Here is a 16489-nt window from a genome sequence, read left to right on the forward strand (position 1 = left end):
TCAGGAACAGATAATCCATTGTTCGCTCCCCAGGCCTTCTCTCAGTTGACCCGAACGGTGAATTCGATACGGCGATTTTTAGCGCGGCCCTCTTCAGTATTATTGTCGCCAATCGGCCGCGTCGCCCCGTAGCCGATCGTTGTCAGGCGGCGTCCATCGACGCCGTTCTGAGAAAGAAAATCCGCCACAGCGCGCGCGCGGCGATCCGCAAGCCGCGCGTTGCGCTCATCCGTCCCCTCCGCGTCCGTATGCCCCTCGATTTGAATGCTGAAGCTTGGGCACGCGTTGGCAATCTGAGCCAGATCCTTCAGCGTCTGCGTGCTGTCGGACGTGAGGTCCGCCTTCGCCCGCTCGAAGTTGATCGTGCCCTTCGCGGTCGTCTGTCGCATGAGAGTCTGGCAGCTGTCGGCAGCCTTCTCATCCACCGACATGATCGTGATCTCGTCGCGACTTTTGAAGCCGGGAGGCAGATCGGTCGAAAGCACGCTGCGGATATCGTTGGCGACCTGCTCGCTCTCGGCCGCACCCTTGATCACCAGCTCCTTGCCTGAAATCGTAACCGCGCCGTTCCGCAACCGCGCCATCTCTTCCAGTCCGAGATGCGCGGCCGACGACCAGGGCTCCGACGCGGCGCCCACGATCTTCATATTGTCGGTGACATTCGACCCGGCATAGATCTGCTGCGCCAGCTCGACGAGATGCAGCCGCGAGGCATCATCTGGCGCCTCACCCTCGATCGTCACCATGCCGTTGACTTCGCGGCTGGCCTTCCACGTGAGGTCTGTCTTCAACTGCCCCGTGAAAATGATGTTCGTCGCCGTTTCGCAGGTCTGACCTGCCGCCGCCCTCACATCGCCCGGCACGGATTGCGAGGCCGCGTAGTCGTCGGTCTCGCCCGAAACCTCGAGGCGACGATCGGTCAGAATGGATTTGCCCTTCTTCAGGCGCGGCAAGGACGCAAGCCCAGCGACCACGCACTGCTGCCACCCGTCGGGCGCACCGGGAGCCACCTGCGATTTGTCGTTTAGCTGGCGGCCCGGAAAACGTGCTTTCACCGCATCGATGAGAGCCGCACGCGCCGCTTCGCTCGGCATCATGCCGACCAGATTGAGCACCGCGCCTTCGTTGATGATGCCCATCACGTATCCGCCGCCCGGAACGACGACATCGGGCTTGGAAAAGCGAATCTGATCGGTGATCCGGAAATTCTGCGGGACTTCGAGCTTCAAGGTCTTTTTGACGGCGGCAGCGATCTGTTCGTTGGAGGCCTCGCCCGAAACCATCATGTCGCGGTCCGCAATCGAAGCTTCGCCCAGCCGAAGCTGTGCCAACTGTTCGATGGCGACGGATACCGCCTTCCCCCAGCCCTCGGGAGCGCCAGCAGCAATATCCGTGCGATCGGCAATCGACATGTTGCCGAATAGCGATTTGACACGCGAATCGAGTTTCTCACGCTCGTCGTCGGAAGGCGCGAAGCCCGACAACGCTATCCCCGAGCCGCTCTTCTTTATCGACCATACGAAAGGCCGGGCGAGAGGCAACGCGATGTCCGCGTGCGCCAGAGCGATTCCGGCCGGGCGCCGCTTGGCCAGCGCCGAATGGATCTCGCGATAGGCCTCCGACGACTTTGCCTCACCTTTGATCGACATATTGAGGTCGGCGAGGTCGGCCTCGCCGCGCTTCAAACCGGAAAGGCTTCGCAAACTGAAGACAGCGCCGGCGAGCCACGCTTCGCGATCGATCGACCCACGCGCGAGCCGCATCTCGTCGGCAACGTCGCTACCAGGAAAAGTACTGTGGGCGGTGTCGATGAGAGTCCGTCTCGCCTCTTCCGAGGGAACGTAGCCGGCCAGGCGCACACGACGGCCATCCGGCGAACTCACGGTCCAACGGTAGTCGGCGACGCTGTCGATGAGCCCCGCACGATCGGCTGCGACGCGAACACCCCATACGTTTTCCAACGACGCAAGCGCCTTGGTCGGGTCGTGCTCTTCGGGAGCCTTACCGGTCAAAACGACATCGCGGCCAACGAAGCGAATGCTCGCCCAATCGAAGCCCGCCCGCTTCAACGCCTCGGCGGAGCGGTGGGCGAGATCGTATTCGATGCCGTCACGCTCGAGTTGCACGGCAACCCAGGTCATCATCGCGATCGGGACAAGTCCCAAAAGCCAATATGATGGATTGCAGCGCATGCGCACGCGACTCCGAATACCAACCGACGCCTAGTTAGAGTGGAACGAGCAGAACCCATTGGTGGGAAGCAATCCGCTAACCCGCCAACATGGCAAACTCTGATCCGGACGGATCCCCTCGCTGCAAGTATAGACAAGAGGCAACGCCATTCCAAGCCGCGCCGAGCCTTCGCATGCACCGCTAACCATCTGAGGGAAAAAGAAATCTTTGGTACCCTGCGGAAGCGATCACAGCCTGTGGCTGAACTACCGCTAACGACATTTTCCTTGCACCCCCATCACGGCAACGGCATGGCGGCAGGGGCAAGCTCAGGAAACTGGTAATGGAATGCCAAGTCCCTGGAGAACAAGGGACGCGTCAAGGAATATGACCCGGCGCCACTACGACGACCGGAACCCCCGCCGCCCGGAGTAGGGCGGCCTCATCGGGCCCCTCGTTGGCCCCTAACCAGACGCTCATTCTGATCCGAACCAGCCGGCCCCCCCTTGCGGCCGCCGACATCATCTCATCGGCGACCGCTTGTCCGGCCGAAACTGGGTGCCTTCGCGCTTCGCGACGGGCGAACTCCGTCACGGACGCCGGCACGTCCTCATCGAAAAAGATGTCGTCGGCTCCGCGAAGCACCCGAATAGCGCCAAGAGTCAAAGCCTCCGCGCCGTGAGGTCCGATCTCGATAATCACGACCGGATGCCGGGCGGCTTTGTCTGGCGCTTCGCTCATCAATTCCGCAAGTTCAGCCGAAGCCGGTCCGCGACCGGAGTTACGGAGCGCGAGATCCGTGAACATCTGCCAGAAGCGCCTCTTCTTCTCCATCGTGTCGCCGAGACGGTCGCCCTCGCCGCGCAAGCTGCGGGCAGCCTCGGCCCAAAGCTTGAAACTCTCAGGCAGCAAGCCTTCGATGAGTGAGCGGATCGCTTGCCCGAACACGGGCGCCGCGCCATCCGTCGAAACCCCAACGACGAGCGGCGAACGATTGACGATTGCGCCGAACTGAAAATCGCAGAACGCCGGGCGATCGATGACGTTGACGGGAACACCGGCCGCCCGCACAGCGGATGCGAATTGAGCCGCCTCTTCGTCATTGCTGAAAGCGCCAACGGCCATTGCAGCCGCGGTGAGATCCTCGGGTGTCCAATGCCGGACCTTCAGGTCGACCCGGCCGTTTGGCGGCGAAGACGCCAGCCCTCGAAAGCCGTCGGCAAAGCTCTCAGAAAAAACCTCCACGTGAGCCCCTGCAGCCGACAGAAGCTCCGCCTTCCAGAGCGATGGCTCGCCGCCCCCCGCCAGAACGACCCTCTTGCCGTCAAGCTTGAAGAATACGGGCAAAACCGCCAACGCCGAGATGCGGTGGCCTTTTGAATTGGCGGTGCTCGATTTTTCGTCCGGCATTGGTTCCACGAGCCCGTATTCGCCGGCGATGCGACGCTGTAAAGTTGCGTGTTCCTATCCGCCACGCGCCGAACGAACAAGGCTTTCCAAGCGAACGACCTCAGAAGCTGGTTACTCCGAGGCTCTTTGAATACCGGAGACATCGCCGACGGGCGCGCCCCCCAACGGCAGCAGTTCGATATTCCGCATTTCTATTATATATATAATTCTAACGATTAACGCGACGCGAAGCTCAGATTTCCGGGAGCTTTCGCGGGCCAATATGGTCAGGCGGCGCTAACGGTATAGACGCGTTGCTCAGCGATATCCTCGGCTCGCAATAGATACGAGACAATCATTCTCGCCACGGGAGGCGCAAAGAGAATATTGCGATGACCAAACCCTGAGTACGTCAGCAATTCCGAGTTTTCGGTTTTTGATGCAATTTCTTCGGCGCAATCAAACGAAACTTCGCGGTCTTCGCGATCGTGAACGACGAGGGCCGCGCAGCCAGTCGCTCGCAAAAGTTTGACGACCGTGAAGCACGAAAGCGGCCGGCCCGAAACACGTTCGAGGCGTGCCTCGAACGCACGGCGCCCTGCACTGTCCAATCCCCAATGCTCGCCGAACTCGCCCGTGACCTTTGAAAGCCGATTGGGACACGCAACGAGCACGATGCGAGGCACCGCGAGCGCATGCGGCATTGGCGCGTGCCCCTCGACGGCAACAAGCGAAATCATGCCGCCAAACGAATGCGCGACAATGGCACTAAGCGGCCCGAAGTGACGGCCGATGATTGCCGTTGCGCGCGCACATTCGATGAGATTGGTCGAGTGCTCGCCGCTCAAACCGTGTGCCGGCAAATCGAACAGAACGACGCGATATCCGGCCCGCCGTATGGGTTCGGCAATGGCCGTCATGAATGAAGCCTCGCCTGTCCAGCCATGGACGACGAGCACGGTACCCAACGGCTCCCTGCAGTCCGGATCGAAAATATAAGTTTGAATATCGGCGACCGGCGTTGTAATCCGCTGCCAGTTTGCGCGACGCAAATGGAAGCGAGCCCGCGCGGTCAGTTGCTGATGATTGGGCGCCCGGTAAAAAGACAATTCCGGCATACAAAAGAGTCGAAATGCTGCGTCCCCACCGGCGCCCGTGGAAAGCCCCGATAGCGATTGACCCGCCCATATGTCTTTAGGCAACCAGAACATATCCCATTTTTGAAATCGGACTTTCAAATCCGCAAGCGGAACAACTGGCTCTATTTGCCGCAATGGTTGATGGTCTATTGCACCGCCACATTGATTGAACAGGCCCAATCCGACCGTAGGAACTTTGACCTTTCGCTAACCCTTTCCCCTCCGCAGTTACTTCACTATTCCACGGACGCAGTGCTCGTTCGCACCTGTCCGTCTTGATTATTGGCGCGATGATCCCGCATAGCGGAGCCGACGGGACGACCAGTGACTTTTGCTCTGTTTGCGAAAAAGGAATGGCTTTTGATCTCGCCAGATGAGCTGCATCACTTATTTCAGACATACGGCGTTTGGACCGTTGCCCTCATCGTCGGGCTCGAAAGCTTAGGCATTCCGTTGCCGGGCGAAGCAGTGCTGATCCTGGCATCGGTCTACGCGGCAACCCATGATGGCAACATCGCCATGGTTATCGCCGCAGCAACCATCGGTGCCATAGTCGGCGATAACATCGGCTATCTCATCGGCCGGGAATTCGGATATCCACTGGTCGTCAAGTTTGGTTCCTACGTCGGCTTGACCGAAGGTCGCATCAAACTCGGTCAATATCTCTTCCAGAAGTACGGCGGAAAAATCGTCTTCTTCGGCCGTTTTTTCGCCGTTCTGAGGTTCCTCGCGGCGTTACTGGCTGGCATCAATCGCTTGGCCTGGCCTCGCTTTCTCATCGCCAATGCGCTCGGCGGACTTATTTGGGCAAGCATCGTTGGAATCTCCGCCTACACCTTGGGCCGTGGCATTCACCAGCTGCAGGGACCGGCCGGCGTTATCGGTGGGATAATTGCCGCAGCCATTGCGGTCCTGATCTTTGTTTACTTAAAGCGTCATGAAGCAGAACTTCAGGCCGAGGCGGAAGCTTCGCTACCTGGGCCGCTGCCCGGCCTCCATCCGGGAGGCCCACCGCAAGCGGGCTGAACCGATTCAACCGGCCCCGACGACAAAAAGGATCGGCGTGCATGCCTTGAAAAAGCAGGACGCGTCAGTGATTTCTGTGATCATTCGCTTGCCCGTCATGCCCGGCGAAGATTGCTTGCGTCCCGCCGCTCATGGGAACGACGTATCTATGAACACTGAAACCATCGCAAAGGCATATCTCAGATGAGAGGATTTCTTACAGCCGCTTACGATCAAGTGAAGCTGGCCCGCGCCATCCGCTCACTGCTGCCCCCTCGTCCCCAAGACCTCGAACGCAGGGCAAAAGCCAAGGAGGCGCGCTTTCGTAAGCTCCTTCAATATGCCTACGACAATTCCCCGTACTATCGGAAACAGTTCCAGGGCATCGACCTGAGGACATGCGCAATCACCGATCTTCCGACCCTCACGAAGGTCGCCATGATGGCGAACCTCGACGATATCTTCACTGACCGCGAACTTCGCCGTGCCGACATTGAAAACTTCATGTCCGACGCGGCAAACATTGGCTCCTACTACAAGGACAAATTCGCCGTCTGCCACACCTCGGGAAGCCAAGGTCAGCCGGCCATCATCGTTCAAGACAAGCCCGCGATCCTGACGACCTTTGCGGCACAGTTCGCTCGCGGCAAGAAGGTCAGCCGCAGGTTCCTCCCGCATCTTCAGCGGCTGTTCAATCCGGCGCGCTTTTCCATCATCACGCAGAAGCCGGGCTTCTACCCGAGCAGCACGTTCTTCAACTACTTCCCCGAACGGGCGCGCCGCTTCCTCAAGTTGCAACGCCTCTCCGTGTTCGATCCGCCCGATGTGCTCGTACAGAAGATCAATGAGTTTCAGCCGAACTTCATCACCGGCTACACGAGCTCGCTCGAAACGATCACCCGCGAACTTCATGCCGGGCGGCTCAAGCTACGAGGTGATCTCGAACAGATGACCAACATCAGCGAGCCGCTTCCCGAGCCCATCGCGCAACGTGTGGAGAAGGCCTTCGGCGTTCACATTACCAATGTCTACAGCATGGCCGAGTGCATGGCGCTGACCTGCGGATGCCAGACGACGCATGGCAGCCACCTCAACGACGAACTCGCTTTCCTCGAAGTCGTCGACGCCAACGGCAAACCCGTGCCGAACGGGAGCCCTGGGGCAAAGGTCCTTTTGACCAACCTCTATAATCTCGCCCAGCCGATCATTCGCTACGAGGTCGACGACATCGTCACCATTAGCGCAACACCATGCGAATGCGGCAGCCTACTGCCTCTCATCCAAGCCGTCCAAGGCCGTTCGAAGGATCAGTTCTGGGTTAACGTCAACGGCGAAATACGTGATCTCCCGTACTACGTCTTTCTTCTTGCCCTCCACAACGAGACGAAGCTTGCCGAGCATCAATTCCTACAGACCGGGGTTAACCGCTTCGTTTTCCGGGCCGCGCCGCTGCCGGGGGAAACGTTATCGGCTGAAAAACTCAATCGATATATTCAGCAGTCCGTGACGGCCGAAGGTCTCGCCAATGTGATCCACATCGATATCGAACTTGTCGATCGAATTCTCCCTGAGGAGTCAGGCAAGGTTCGACGCGCGAAGAATGTTTTCGGACCGCCGCCAGCCACATCTTCTGAACTCGAGAGGTCGCGAACGGCAGAAGCTGGCTGAAGACCGAACCGCGCGCCTTTGCGAGGAACCCCGGCTGCTGAATTCAGTTGAAACTGGAGGGGGAATTTTTTCGGAGTGTCAGTCATGACCAGAAAAATCCTGAAGATCGTCGACGGTCCCGACAAACCGGCTCTGCGGTCTGCGCTGGCTTATCCTGAACGCGAGCAGGTTCACTTCGTTCTTGAGGGTGATGCGACAGACGCATCGATCGCGCGCATAGAAGAAATGGCGGAAGGTTTTACTTTCGAGATAAACGGCCTGCTAACGACGGGCGTCCACAAAGGCGAGACCTTTCTCGGAATTTATAGCGTCGAGACTCGCTCGGGCTCGATAGCGCTTGGTATCGGCGCTTGATTTGATAAGGGCCGCGGGCGAGCCAGCGGCCCTCTTTCATTCCCATTCATTTTGCAATGCTCCTGATCTCACGACATCCGATTTGAAAGCCAAGCGCTGAGCCGATCAGTCCTGCAGAACTTCGAATTTTAATTCGATTGTTTCCGCTCAGCGGCGCAAAAGAGCGCATTGATCAGAACATCGCAATGTCGGCACACTCTGCGGCATGGCGCGAAACGGATCGGCGCGCCGGAATGCTTGGGAGGATGCCGCTTTGAAGACGGGATACATGACATGAAAGCGATCAAAATCTCCGCTCCTGGCGGACTGGACAACCTTGCCCTCGTCGACCTGCCAGATCCAGGCAAGGCCGGTCCAGGTCAAATCCGCGTCCGCATTCATGCGAATTCGCTAAATTTTCACGACTATCTCGTCGTCTCCGGCAAAATGAAAGCAGACGATGGACGAATTCCGATGTCAGACGGCGCAGGCGTCGTCGAAGATGTCGGCGAAAGCGTTACCGAATTCAAAGCTGGCGACCACGTCGTCTCGTGCTTCTTCCCGCTCTGGCAGGATGGTCCACCCGAGGTCGATAATTTCGCCTTCACGCCGGGCGACGGCATCGACGGCTATGCGGCCGAAACCGTCGTCCGTCCGGCGACCTGGTTCACCCACGTGCCGAAAGGCTTCAGCCACGCCGAAGCGGCAACGCTGACTACGGCTGGCCTCACCGCATGGCGCGCCCTTGTGGTCGACGGACGGCTGAAAGCCGGCGACACCGTGCTCGTGCAGGGGACTGGCGGCGTATCGATCTTCGCCCTGCAAATCGCCAAAGCCATGGGCGCGGAAGTGATCGTGACGTCATCATCCGACGAAAAGCTTGAACGCGCGCGTACGCTCGGCGCCGATCATCTTATCAATTACAAAAGCATCCCGGCGTGGAGCACCCGCGTTCGCGAACTCACCGGCGGACGAGGTGTCGATTACGTCGTCGAAGTCGGCGGACCGGGAACCCTCCCGCAATCCATTGCTTCGGTCGCAATCGGTGGACACATCGCACTGATAGGCGTGCTCACCGGTCTCGGCGGCAATGTTCCCACCGCTCTGCTGATGGCAAGGCAGGCACGCCTGCAAGGCCTCATCGTTGGCAGCCGGCGCGAGCAGAACGAGTTCGTTCGCGGCATCAACGCAATCGGATTGCGACCGGTGATCGACCGCAGCTTCAGCCTTGCCGACATCGCACATGCGTTCCGGCTGCAAGAAGAAGGGCGGCACTTCGGCAAGATCTCTCTGGATTTCTGACGAACGAAAAATGCAGCGAATTGCAGGAGACCACCGCAATGTTGAATGTCATTTCCGTCGATCATTTTGTCTTGAACGTGCGCGATGTTGAAACCTCCGCCGGCTGGTATGAGCGGGTGCTCGGCATGACCCGCGAGGAGGATCGGCTTTCGGGCAAAACACCCAGAACGAGCGTGAAGTTCGGCACTGAGAAGATCAATCTTCGTCCGATCAATACCAGCCCGGTCGAATGGTTCACTGCCGAACATCCAGCTGCCGGCAGCGGCGATCTTTGCTTTCTGACCAATTACTCACCCGAAGAGGTCTCGCATCATCTGGCGGCGTCTGGTGTCGAGATCGTTCTCGGGCCCGTAAGCAAACGTGGGGCGATGGGCAACATCCGCTCCGTTTACTGCCGGGATCCTGACGGCAATCTCATAGAAATATCTTCTTCCGAGACGCCACTAGGCCCGAGCAGATCGTAGCGACCGGCGTCCTGGACGACGAGATCGAAGCCCCGAACGGAAGTGTCTCGGCGGCCGCAGAAAAATTGTCGGCGAGATGCCGCATCCGCTAAAACAGATAGCTGTCTGTGCGCAGAATTTCCGCTTCGATCGTAAAGCGCGGCGGCACAATGCCAACCCGTTGATTTAGAGCCACGACCCGCACGATTTCCACGTCGACTTAGGAACGCTCTCGCTTTCCACGTTGACTTCTATCCAATTCAACCGCCCCTACCCCTGGCTGCTCCCTTCAATCGCTCGGTCAGCTGAGCGTAGCGCCAAATCAGACATCAATCATCGAGAAGACCGTGACATTCGCTTCAACTGTAGCCGAGGCCGTCGGCAACACACCACTCATCAAGCTCCGGCGCGCGTCCGAAGAAACGGGATGCACAATTCTCGCCAAAGCGGAGTTCATGAACCCCGGCCAATCCGTCAAGGATCGCGCGGCGCTTTATATTATTCAGGATGCTATCGCAAAAAAGCGATTGCAGCCTGGCGGCGTTATCGTGGAAGGCACGGCTGGGAACACGGGCATCGGGCTGACGATTATCGGGAACTCAATGGGCTTCCGCACCGTCATCGTCGTTCCAGAGACACAGTCGATCGAAAAGAAGGACACGCTGCGGCTGCTCGGTGCGGAGGTCATCGAGGTTCCGTCCGTCCCTTACAGCAACCCCAATAATTACGTGAAGTACTCTGAGCGGGTCGCCCAGTCTCGCGCTGCAAGCGAACCAAACGGAGCGATCTGGGCGGATCAGTTCGACAATATCTCCAATCGTCAGGCACACGTTGAAACAACGGCCGCCGAGATCTGGCATCAGACTGAAGGAAAAGTAGACGCGTTCGTATCGGCCGTCGGCACGGGAGGCACGTTGGCCGGCGTCGCGCAAGGGCTGAGGGAACGGAACAGCTCGATCAAGATCGCTCTCGCCGACCCTCCAGGCGCGGCACTCTATAGCTTCTATACGAGCGGCAAGCTGCACGCCGAAGGAACGTCCATAACGGAAGGAATCGGACAGGGTCGCATCACAAAAAATCTTGAGGGCTTCACCCCCGATTTCTCATTCCAAATCCCGGACTCTGAGTCCCTCGCGATTGCGTTCGACCTCCTGTCGGAGGAAGGCCTTTGCGTCGGCAGTTCGAGCGGCGTGAATGTTGCGGGCGCCATCCGGTTGGCTAAGGCCCTTGGCCCCAATCATGTCATCGTGACGATCTTGTGCGATCTCGGCACCCGCTACCAATCGAAGATGTTCAACCCCGAATTCCTTCGCGAGAGAAACCTGCCGATACCGGCGTGGCTCCAAAGGCGGCCGGGCGCGTCCTGCACAGAGTAATGAACGTCGAGCGCGCTCCTGCTCAGCGCCACGCCCGCGACAGGAGTGTGCATTGCACCCTTAGTCGATGTTTCGATCGCGGTCAGCGGCCCTGATGACACTCTCCGTGATCTTCGGATTGCAATGCTCGACAAACCGATACGCATACCGCCGGAGTAGACGCCCCCGGCAGATCGCAATGCTTGACGTGCTCGGCTGAAAGAGATCGCGCGCATCCAGCCTTACGAGCTTTCGATCCTGGTCCGGATCGTAGGCAACTGACGCGATAATGCCGACGCCCAATCCCAATTCTGCGTAGGCCTTGATGACGTCGGCATCGAGCGCCGTGATTGAGATGTCCGGATTGAGGCCCGCCAATTCAAATGCATGATCGATCCGTTGTCGTCCGGTCAATCCTTCGTCGTACGTGATGATTGGCCATTCGGCGATCGCCGGCAGCATCAACGGCTGCTCCGTCGTCAGCGGATGGCCGTGGGGAACGACCACGGCGTGATCCCATGTCTGGTAGGGAAATGCGAGGATGCCCGGGTGGCCGTCGAGCGTGTCAGTCGCAATCGCGATGTCCGCATAACCAGCCAGCAAAATTGCCGGCAGATCCTTCGGACTGGCTTGCTGCATTTGCAGCCGCACTTGCGGAAATGCCTTTTTGAATTCGGCGATGACTGGGGGCAACGTGTATCGCGCTTGCGTGTGAGTTGTCGCAACCTTCAACAGGCCTTCGTTGCCGCTCGAGAAATCCGCCACCACGCGCGAGAGATTCTCGGCGTCGACGAGCATGCGCTCCACGATCTTCGCCACTTCTTTTCCGGGTTCGGTCAGCCCCAGCAAGCGCTTTCCGTGGCGGACGAAAATTTCCACTCCAAGCTCAGCCTCCAGGTCCCGGATATGCTTGCTGAGGCCCGATTGCGAGGTCAGCAAGACGTTGGCTGCCTCGGTAAGATTAAAGCGGTGCCTTACGGTTTCGCGAATAATCCTCAGCTGCTGAAAATTCATGACGTGGCAAGACCCTTGATTGCTTCAAGTGAGGCCTGGAATGGGCCCCGCGGTTCGGTGCGCCATAAGCTACCTGCCTCCACCTCTCCTCAAAGAAAAAAAATCCTTATCAAGAGATTTCTCGGCGAACAGGCTCGCAGACTTCCATTGGAGAAATACGACTGAGCTTATGAATATTTTTTCGTTTGCTTGGCGCATCGGCTTTGAAAAAACGAAACCCGAAGAAATTTCAAAACAGGAAGAGCGTTGATAATCAACCGACGCGCTGCACCTCGCCGGAAGCTCGCGTTGGCCTAATCCAATCGACCTAACGATTTATATTTCCTCGCAAAATAGCGTGCGATCGACGACGACCGGGGAACGCAATTTCCCCAAGGCACCGCACGGGACGACCGGAAACAACGCAGTGGATTCAAACGTGCCTAACGATTTTCTCCCCACAATCGAAAGTGAAATTGACCAGGAAGAGCGTGGCGTTCAGCCGTGGGACATCGATGCGATCGTCGGCGCCCTGCGCGATGCACGCCGCCGAAGCCCGCGGGTGATTTCGGCAGGAAATCGCCGTGCGCCGATCCCGTCTCCTGAGCTGCTTCAGCAGGTCGTAACCAGGCTCTATGCGTCTCTATTTCCGCGTCACGCTGGAGCCGTCGACCACAGTGAGGAGGGTCTAGCCTTTTTCGTTGGCAGCACGCTCAACGAAGCTCTGCATCTTCTGTCCGAGCAGGTGAGGCGCGAGCAGGGTTTTATCGACCCTGCGCGGTTGGGGCCAAGCCTGAACACGCGACCGGCTGAAGTCATCGTCGCCGAGTTCACACAAAAACTCCCCGGCATTTACGAACTCTTGGAAAGCGATATTCGCGCCGCATACGACGGCGATCCATCCGCGCGCAGTACCGAGGAAGTGCTCCTCAGCTTCCCCGGGGTGAAAGCAATCATTTACCACCGGATCGCGCACGCGTTGCACGCCTTGGGCGCGCCCGTGGTTGCGCGCATCATTGCGGAGTTAGCGCATTCGCAAACGGGGATCGACATCCACCCCGGCGCAAAAATCGGCGGCAACTTCTTCATCGATCACGGCACGGGCGTCGTCATCGGTGAAACGGTGATCATCGGGGAACGTGTCCGTATCTATCAGGCTGTGACACTCGGAGCGAAGCGGTTCTCCGTCGACGAACACGGCGCCCTCGTCAAAGGCGAGCCGCGTCATCCCATCGTCGAAGATGATGTCGTTATCTACGCGGGCGCAACCATCCTTGGCCGGATCACGATCGGACGAGGCTCATCGATCGGCGGCAACGTCTGGCTGACACACAGCGTCGCTCCCCAAAGCACCATCGTCCAAGCTCAAGCGCGAAGCGAGACCTTCGAGCAAGGCGCAGGGATCTAATTCCAATATAACAACGTTGACACGCTTATTCGTTCGCTGAATAAGCATATCATAGAATTTAAAATCTACAATTTAACAGAAAATGGGTATGATATGGCAGACGACGTCCAAACGGCTTTAGGTGACATTGCCGCCCGGCAATTGGCCAATGCGACCAAGACCGTGCCGCAAATGTCGAGCATCACTCCGAAGTGGCTCGTACATTTCTTGAGCTGGGTCCCCGTCGAGGCGGGCATCTATCGCGTGAACAAGGTCAAGGATGCGGATCGGGTCGAGGTTGCCTGCTCGCTGCGCGACGAACGCATCCTGCCGCAGACGTTCGTCGATTACGTCGACAACCCGCGCGAATATCTGTTGAGCGCCGTTCAGACTGTTCTCGACATTCATACCCGCGTCTCGGATCTCTACAGCATTCCGCACAACCAGATCAAAGAGCAGCTTCGCCTGACGATCGAGACGGTGAAGGAGCGCCAGGAAAGCGAGCTGATCAACAACAAGGAATACGGCATCATTCCGAATGCCACGGCTGCTCAGAAGATCCGCACGCGGACAGGCGCACCGACGCCGGACGATCTCGATGAGCTGATCACAAAAGTTTGGAAAGAGCCCGCATTCTTCCTCGCTCACCCGCAGGCGATTGCTGCCTTCGGTCGCGAGTGCACGCGCCGCGGTGTTCCGCCGCCGACTGTTACGCTGTTCGGATCGCCGTTCATCACATGGCGCGGTATCCCGCTCGTCCCGTCCGACAAGATCGAAGTGAAGGGCGGCAAGACCAACATCCTCCTGATCCGGACGGGTGAGGCAAAGCAGGGCATCGTTGGCCTCTTCCAGCCCGGGCTTCCCGGCGAACTTTCGAAGGGCCTCTCGGTCCGCTTCATGGGTATCAACGATCAAGCCATCGCGTCCTATCTTGTGTCGCTCTATTGCTCTCTCGCCATCCTGACAGATGACGCCGTGGGTATTCTCGAGAACGTGGATGTGACCAAGTATCATGCCTACAGCTGATCTCGGACGAAGCACGGGCCTTGACGCGCTCGCTGCTGCGGCGCTCAGCCCGGATGCGGGCGTTCGCCCCCCGGCCGGCTTGCCCGATGTCGGAACATTGACGAAGCTCGCGAACGAACTGTTCGCGGCGCTTCCCGGTCAATCCGTGCCGCTTCCGGCTGGCCCATCGCTGAGCGGGCTCGGCGCGTCCCCAACGGACGTTGCCGGCAGTACGGCTCCGCATGCTGCCGCAGCAGCGACGTCGCCCGTTCCCGTTCCTGGAGCAACGTCGATCGCGGGGGCTTCTCCGCTTTCGACGCAGGATGCCTACGGAAATGGTCAGGGCGCGCCGGTAGCGCTGATCGGCAACGGCGCGACCTCGCTACCCCTCAACGGCGTGACCGGGATTTCGCTTCCGGGCATCGGAGCCTCGCCTTATGTCGATGCTGGATACGTTTCTCCGGCATCAATTCCGGTGAACCAACAAACGCCGGGCATCGGAGTGCCGGCGGCACCTGCTGATCCGCTGCCCGCAGATGTCTCTGCGCTCGATCTGAAAAGCATTGATGCATTGATCGGTACGCCACCCGGTTCCCTCCCCTCGAGTATCGATGCAAGCCCATCCCAATCGGGATATGGGGCCTCGAAGGGAATCCCTGGGCGCCCTGAAAGCCCGCGTTCCGTGGAGGCTCTTCCCGGGATCGACCGGACCTCACCTCCGACCGCACCCGCCGCTACGCCACCGCCGCAAATTCTCAATGACCATACCGGCATTGAAACGCCACGCTCCGCCGGATCAGCGCTCGACTTCGATGTCCTCGGCATTCCCTACGAAGCAGAATTGAAATCGTTGCTCGCGCCGTTGGCGGCCGACCCCGTCAGCTCCTTGCTCGGCGAGACGGGATCGAACCTCTATTTCCTTCCGTCCGCTGCAGTTCCCGCAGGCAAGTCTGCGAATCCCGAAAGCCTCGCCACGGCGACAACCTCTCTCGGCAACGGCCGCGGCTTCGATGTCGATGCCGTCCGGCGCGACTTCCCGATCCTCAACGAAACAGTCAACGGCCGCCCGCTGATCTGGTTCGACAATGCAGCGACGACACAAAAGCCAAGATCGGTCATCGAGCGGCTCAAATATTTCTATGAGCATGAAAACTCGAACATCCATCGCGCCGCTCACGAACTGGCGGCACGCGCGACGGACGCCTACGAAGGGGCGCGCAACAAAGTCGCGCGCTTCCTGAATGCCGGATCGTCCGAAGAGATCATCTTCACGCGCGGCGCGACAGAAGCCGTCAACCTCGTCGCGGCGACGTTCGGACGCCAGCACGTCGGTCCGGGCGACGAGATCGTCATAACTAATCTCGAGCATCACGCCAACATCGTCCCGTGGCAGCAACTCTGCCTCGAAAAGGGCGCGAAGCTCCGCGTCGCGCCAGTCGATGACTGCGGCGCTCTCCTGCTCGATGAGTTCGGCAAGCTGTTGAACGCGCGGACCAAGCTTGTCGCGTTCACGCAAGTGTCGAACGCACTCGGCACGATCACGCCCGCGAAGGCCATGGTCGAGATGGCGCATCGCGTCGGGGCGCGCGTTCTTGTAGATGGCGCGCAGTCCGTGTCCCACATGAAGGTCGACGTGCAGGACCTCGATGCCGACTTCTTCGTGTTTTCAGGACACAAGCTTTTTGCCCCGACAGGCATTGGCGTCGTGTACGGCAAGAAGGATTTGATGGACACGTTGCCTCCCTACCAGACTGGCGGCAACATGATCCGCGACGTGACCTTCGAGCGGACCGAGTTCCACAAATCGCCGCAACGGTTCGAGGCGGGAACGGGCAATATCGCCGATGCTGTCGGCCTCGGTGCAGCAATCGACTATGTCGAGCGCATCGGCCTTCACAACATCGCGGAATACGAACACAAGCTGCTCGTTTACGCGACGGAGAGATTGCTCCAGATCCCGGGCCTTCGCATCATCGGAACGGCTCCGGAAAAGGCGAGTGTCATCTCGCTGGTCCTCAAAGGTGTCCCGAGTGAAGAAATCGGCGCGCGCCTCAATAAGTACGGCATCGCGGTGCGTTCAGGCCATCACTGCGCCCAGCCTATCCTGCGTCGCTTCGGCCAGGAGACGACGGTGCGACCATCCTTCGCGTTCTATAATACATGCGAAGAAATCGACGTGCTGGTCGGCGCGCTCAAGGATATCCAGGCGGAGACCTCAATTCCTCGGCTCTGAGTTCGTCGAAAGATAGCGAACTGGGCGCAACCGGCAGGTCGCGCCACAAACAAGGCAGCCCCGTA

13 protein-coding genes are annotated in these 16489 nt (G+C 59.0%); 9 read left to right on the forward strand and 4 right to left on the reverse strand.

The window, feature by feature from the left end:
• Positions 1-41 precede the first annotated feature (41 nt).
• The 3 genes from AB4Z24_RS19645 to AB4Z24_RS19655 all read right to left on the reverse strand — a co-directional run bounded on the left by AB4Z24_RS19645 (position 42) and on the right by AB4Z24_RS19655 (position 4520).
• Complete coding sequence (locus tag AB4Z24_RS19645) at positions 42-2192, reverse strand: OmpA family protein (RefSeq protein WP_441710876.1); 2151 nt, start codon at positions 2190-2192, stop codon at positions 42-44.
• Between the two features lie 358 nt (positions 2193-2550).
• Positions 2551-3582 carry a siroheme synthase gene (locus AB4Z24_RS19650; protein ID WP_441710878.1) on the reverse strand — a complete coding sequence of 344 codons (1032 nt, stop codon included), beginning with the start codon at positions 3580-3582 and terminating at the stop codon, positions 2551-2553.
• A gap of 266 nt (positions 3583-3848) precedes the next feature.
• Positions 3849-4520, reverse strand: coding sequence for an alpha/beta fold hydrolase (locus AB4Z24_RS19655; protein WP_441710953.1), 672 nt, complete (start codon positions 4518-4520; stop codon positions 3849-3851).
• A gap of 504 nt (positions 4521-5024) precedes the next feature.
• On the opposite strand from AB4Z24_RS19655, the gene AB4Z24_RS19660 reads away from it, so the two are divergent.
• The 6 genes from AB4Z24_RS19660 (at position 5025) to AB4Z24_RS19685 (ending at position 10827) form a co-directional block, all read left to right on the forward strand.
• A complete protein-coding gene (locus AB4Z24_RS19660; protein ID WP_441710880.1) occupies positions 5025-5726 on the forward strand; it encodes a DedA family protein in 702 nt (233 codons plus the stop codon).
• Positions 5727-5909: 183 nt separating this feature from the next.
• Positions 5910-7373 carry a phenylacetate--CoA ligase family protein gene (locus AB4Z24_RS19665; protein ID WP_441710882.1) on the forward strand — a complete coding sequence of 488 codons (1464 nt, stop codon included), beginning with the start codon at positions 5910-5912 and terminating at the stop codon, positions 7371-7373.
• Between the two features lie 84 nt (positions 7374-7457).
• Complete coding sequence (locus AB4Z24_RS19670; protein WP_441710884.1) at positions 7458-7727, forward strand: hypothetical protein; 270 nt, start codon at positions 7458-7460, stop codon at positions 7725-7727.
• A gap of 273 nt (positions 7728-8000) precedes the next feature.
• Entirely contained in the window at positions 8001-9008 is a 1008-nt protein-coding gene (locus tag AB4Z24_RS19675) for a zinc-dependent alcohol dehydrogenase family protein (RefSeq protein ID WP_441710886.1), read from the forward strand.
• Positions 9009-9046: 38 nt separating this feature from the next.
• On the forward strand, positions 9047-9472 hold the full coding sequence (locus AB4Z24_RS19680; protein ID WP_441710888.1) for a VOC family protein: 426 nt from the start codon (positions 9047-9049) through the stop codon (positions 9470-9472).
• Between the two features lie 326 nt (positions 9473-9798).
• Complete coding sequence (locus AB4Z24_RS19685) at positions 9799-10827, forward strand: cysteine synthase A (RefSeq protein WP_441710889.1); 1029 nt, start codon at positions 9799-9801, stop codon at positions 10825-10827.
• A 60-nt stretch (positions 10828-10887) separates the two neighbouring features.
• On the opposite strand, the gene AB4Z24_RS19690 is transcribed toward AB4Z24_RS19685, so the two are convergent.
• Entirely contained in the window at positions 10888-11820 is a 933-nt protein-coding gene (locus tag AB4Z24_RS19690; protein ID WP_441710891.1) for a CysB family HTH-type transcriptional regulator, read from the reverse strand.
• A 418-nt stretch (positions 11821-12238) separates the two neighbouring features.
• On the opposite strand from AB4Z24_RS19690, the gene epsC reads away from it, so the two are divergent.
• The 3 genes from epsC (at position 12239) to AB4Z24_RS19705 (ending at position 16424) form a co-directional block, all read left to right on the forward strand.
• Positions 12239-13207, forward strand: coding sequence for a serine O-acetyltransferase EpsC (epsC, locus tag AB4Z24_RS19695; protein ID WP_441710893.1), 969 nt, complete (start codon positions 12239-12241; stop codon positions 13205-13207).
• A 93-nt stretch (positions 13208-13300) separates the two neighbouring features.
• Complete coding sequence (locus tag AB4Z24_RS19700) at positions 13301-14212, forward strand: family 2A encapsulin nanocompartment shell protein (RefSeq protein ID WP_441710895.1); 912 nt, start codon at positions 13301-13303, stop codon at positions 14210-14212.
• Positions 14199-16424: a family 2A encapsulin nanocompartment cargo protein cysteine desulfurase gene (locus AB4Z24_RS19705; protein WP_441710897.1), complete on the forward strand. Its 2226-nt coding sequence runs from the start codon at positions 14199-14201 to the stop codon at positions 16422-16424. Before AB4Z24_RS19700 ends, AB4Z24_RS19705 begins: the two co-directional genes overlap by 14 nt.
• The last annotated feature ends 65 nt before the right edge of the window (positions 16425-16489 follow it).

The organism is Hyphomicrobium sp. 2TAF46 (genome assembly GCF_052114865.1).
In the GTDB taxonomy this organism is placed as follows: domain Bacteria; phylum Pseudomonadota; class Alphaproteobacteria; order Rhizobiales; family Hyphomicrobiaceae; genus Hyphomicrobium_B.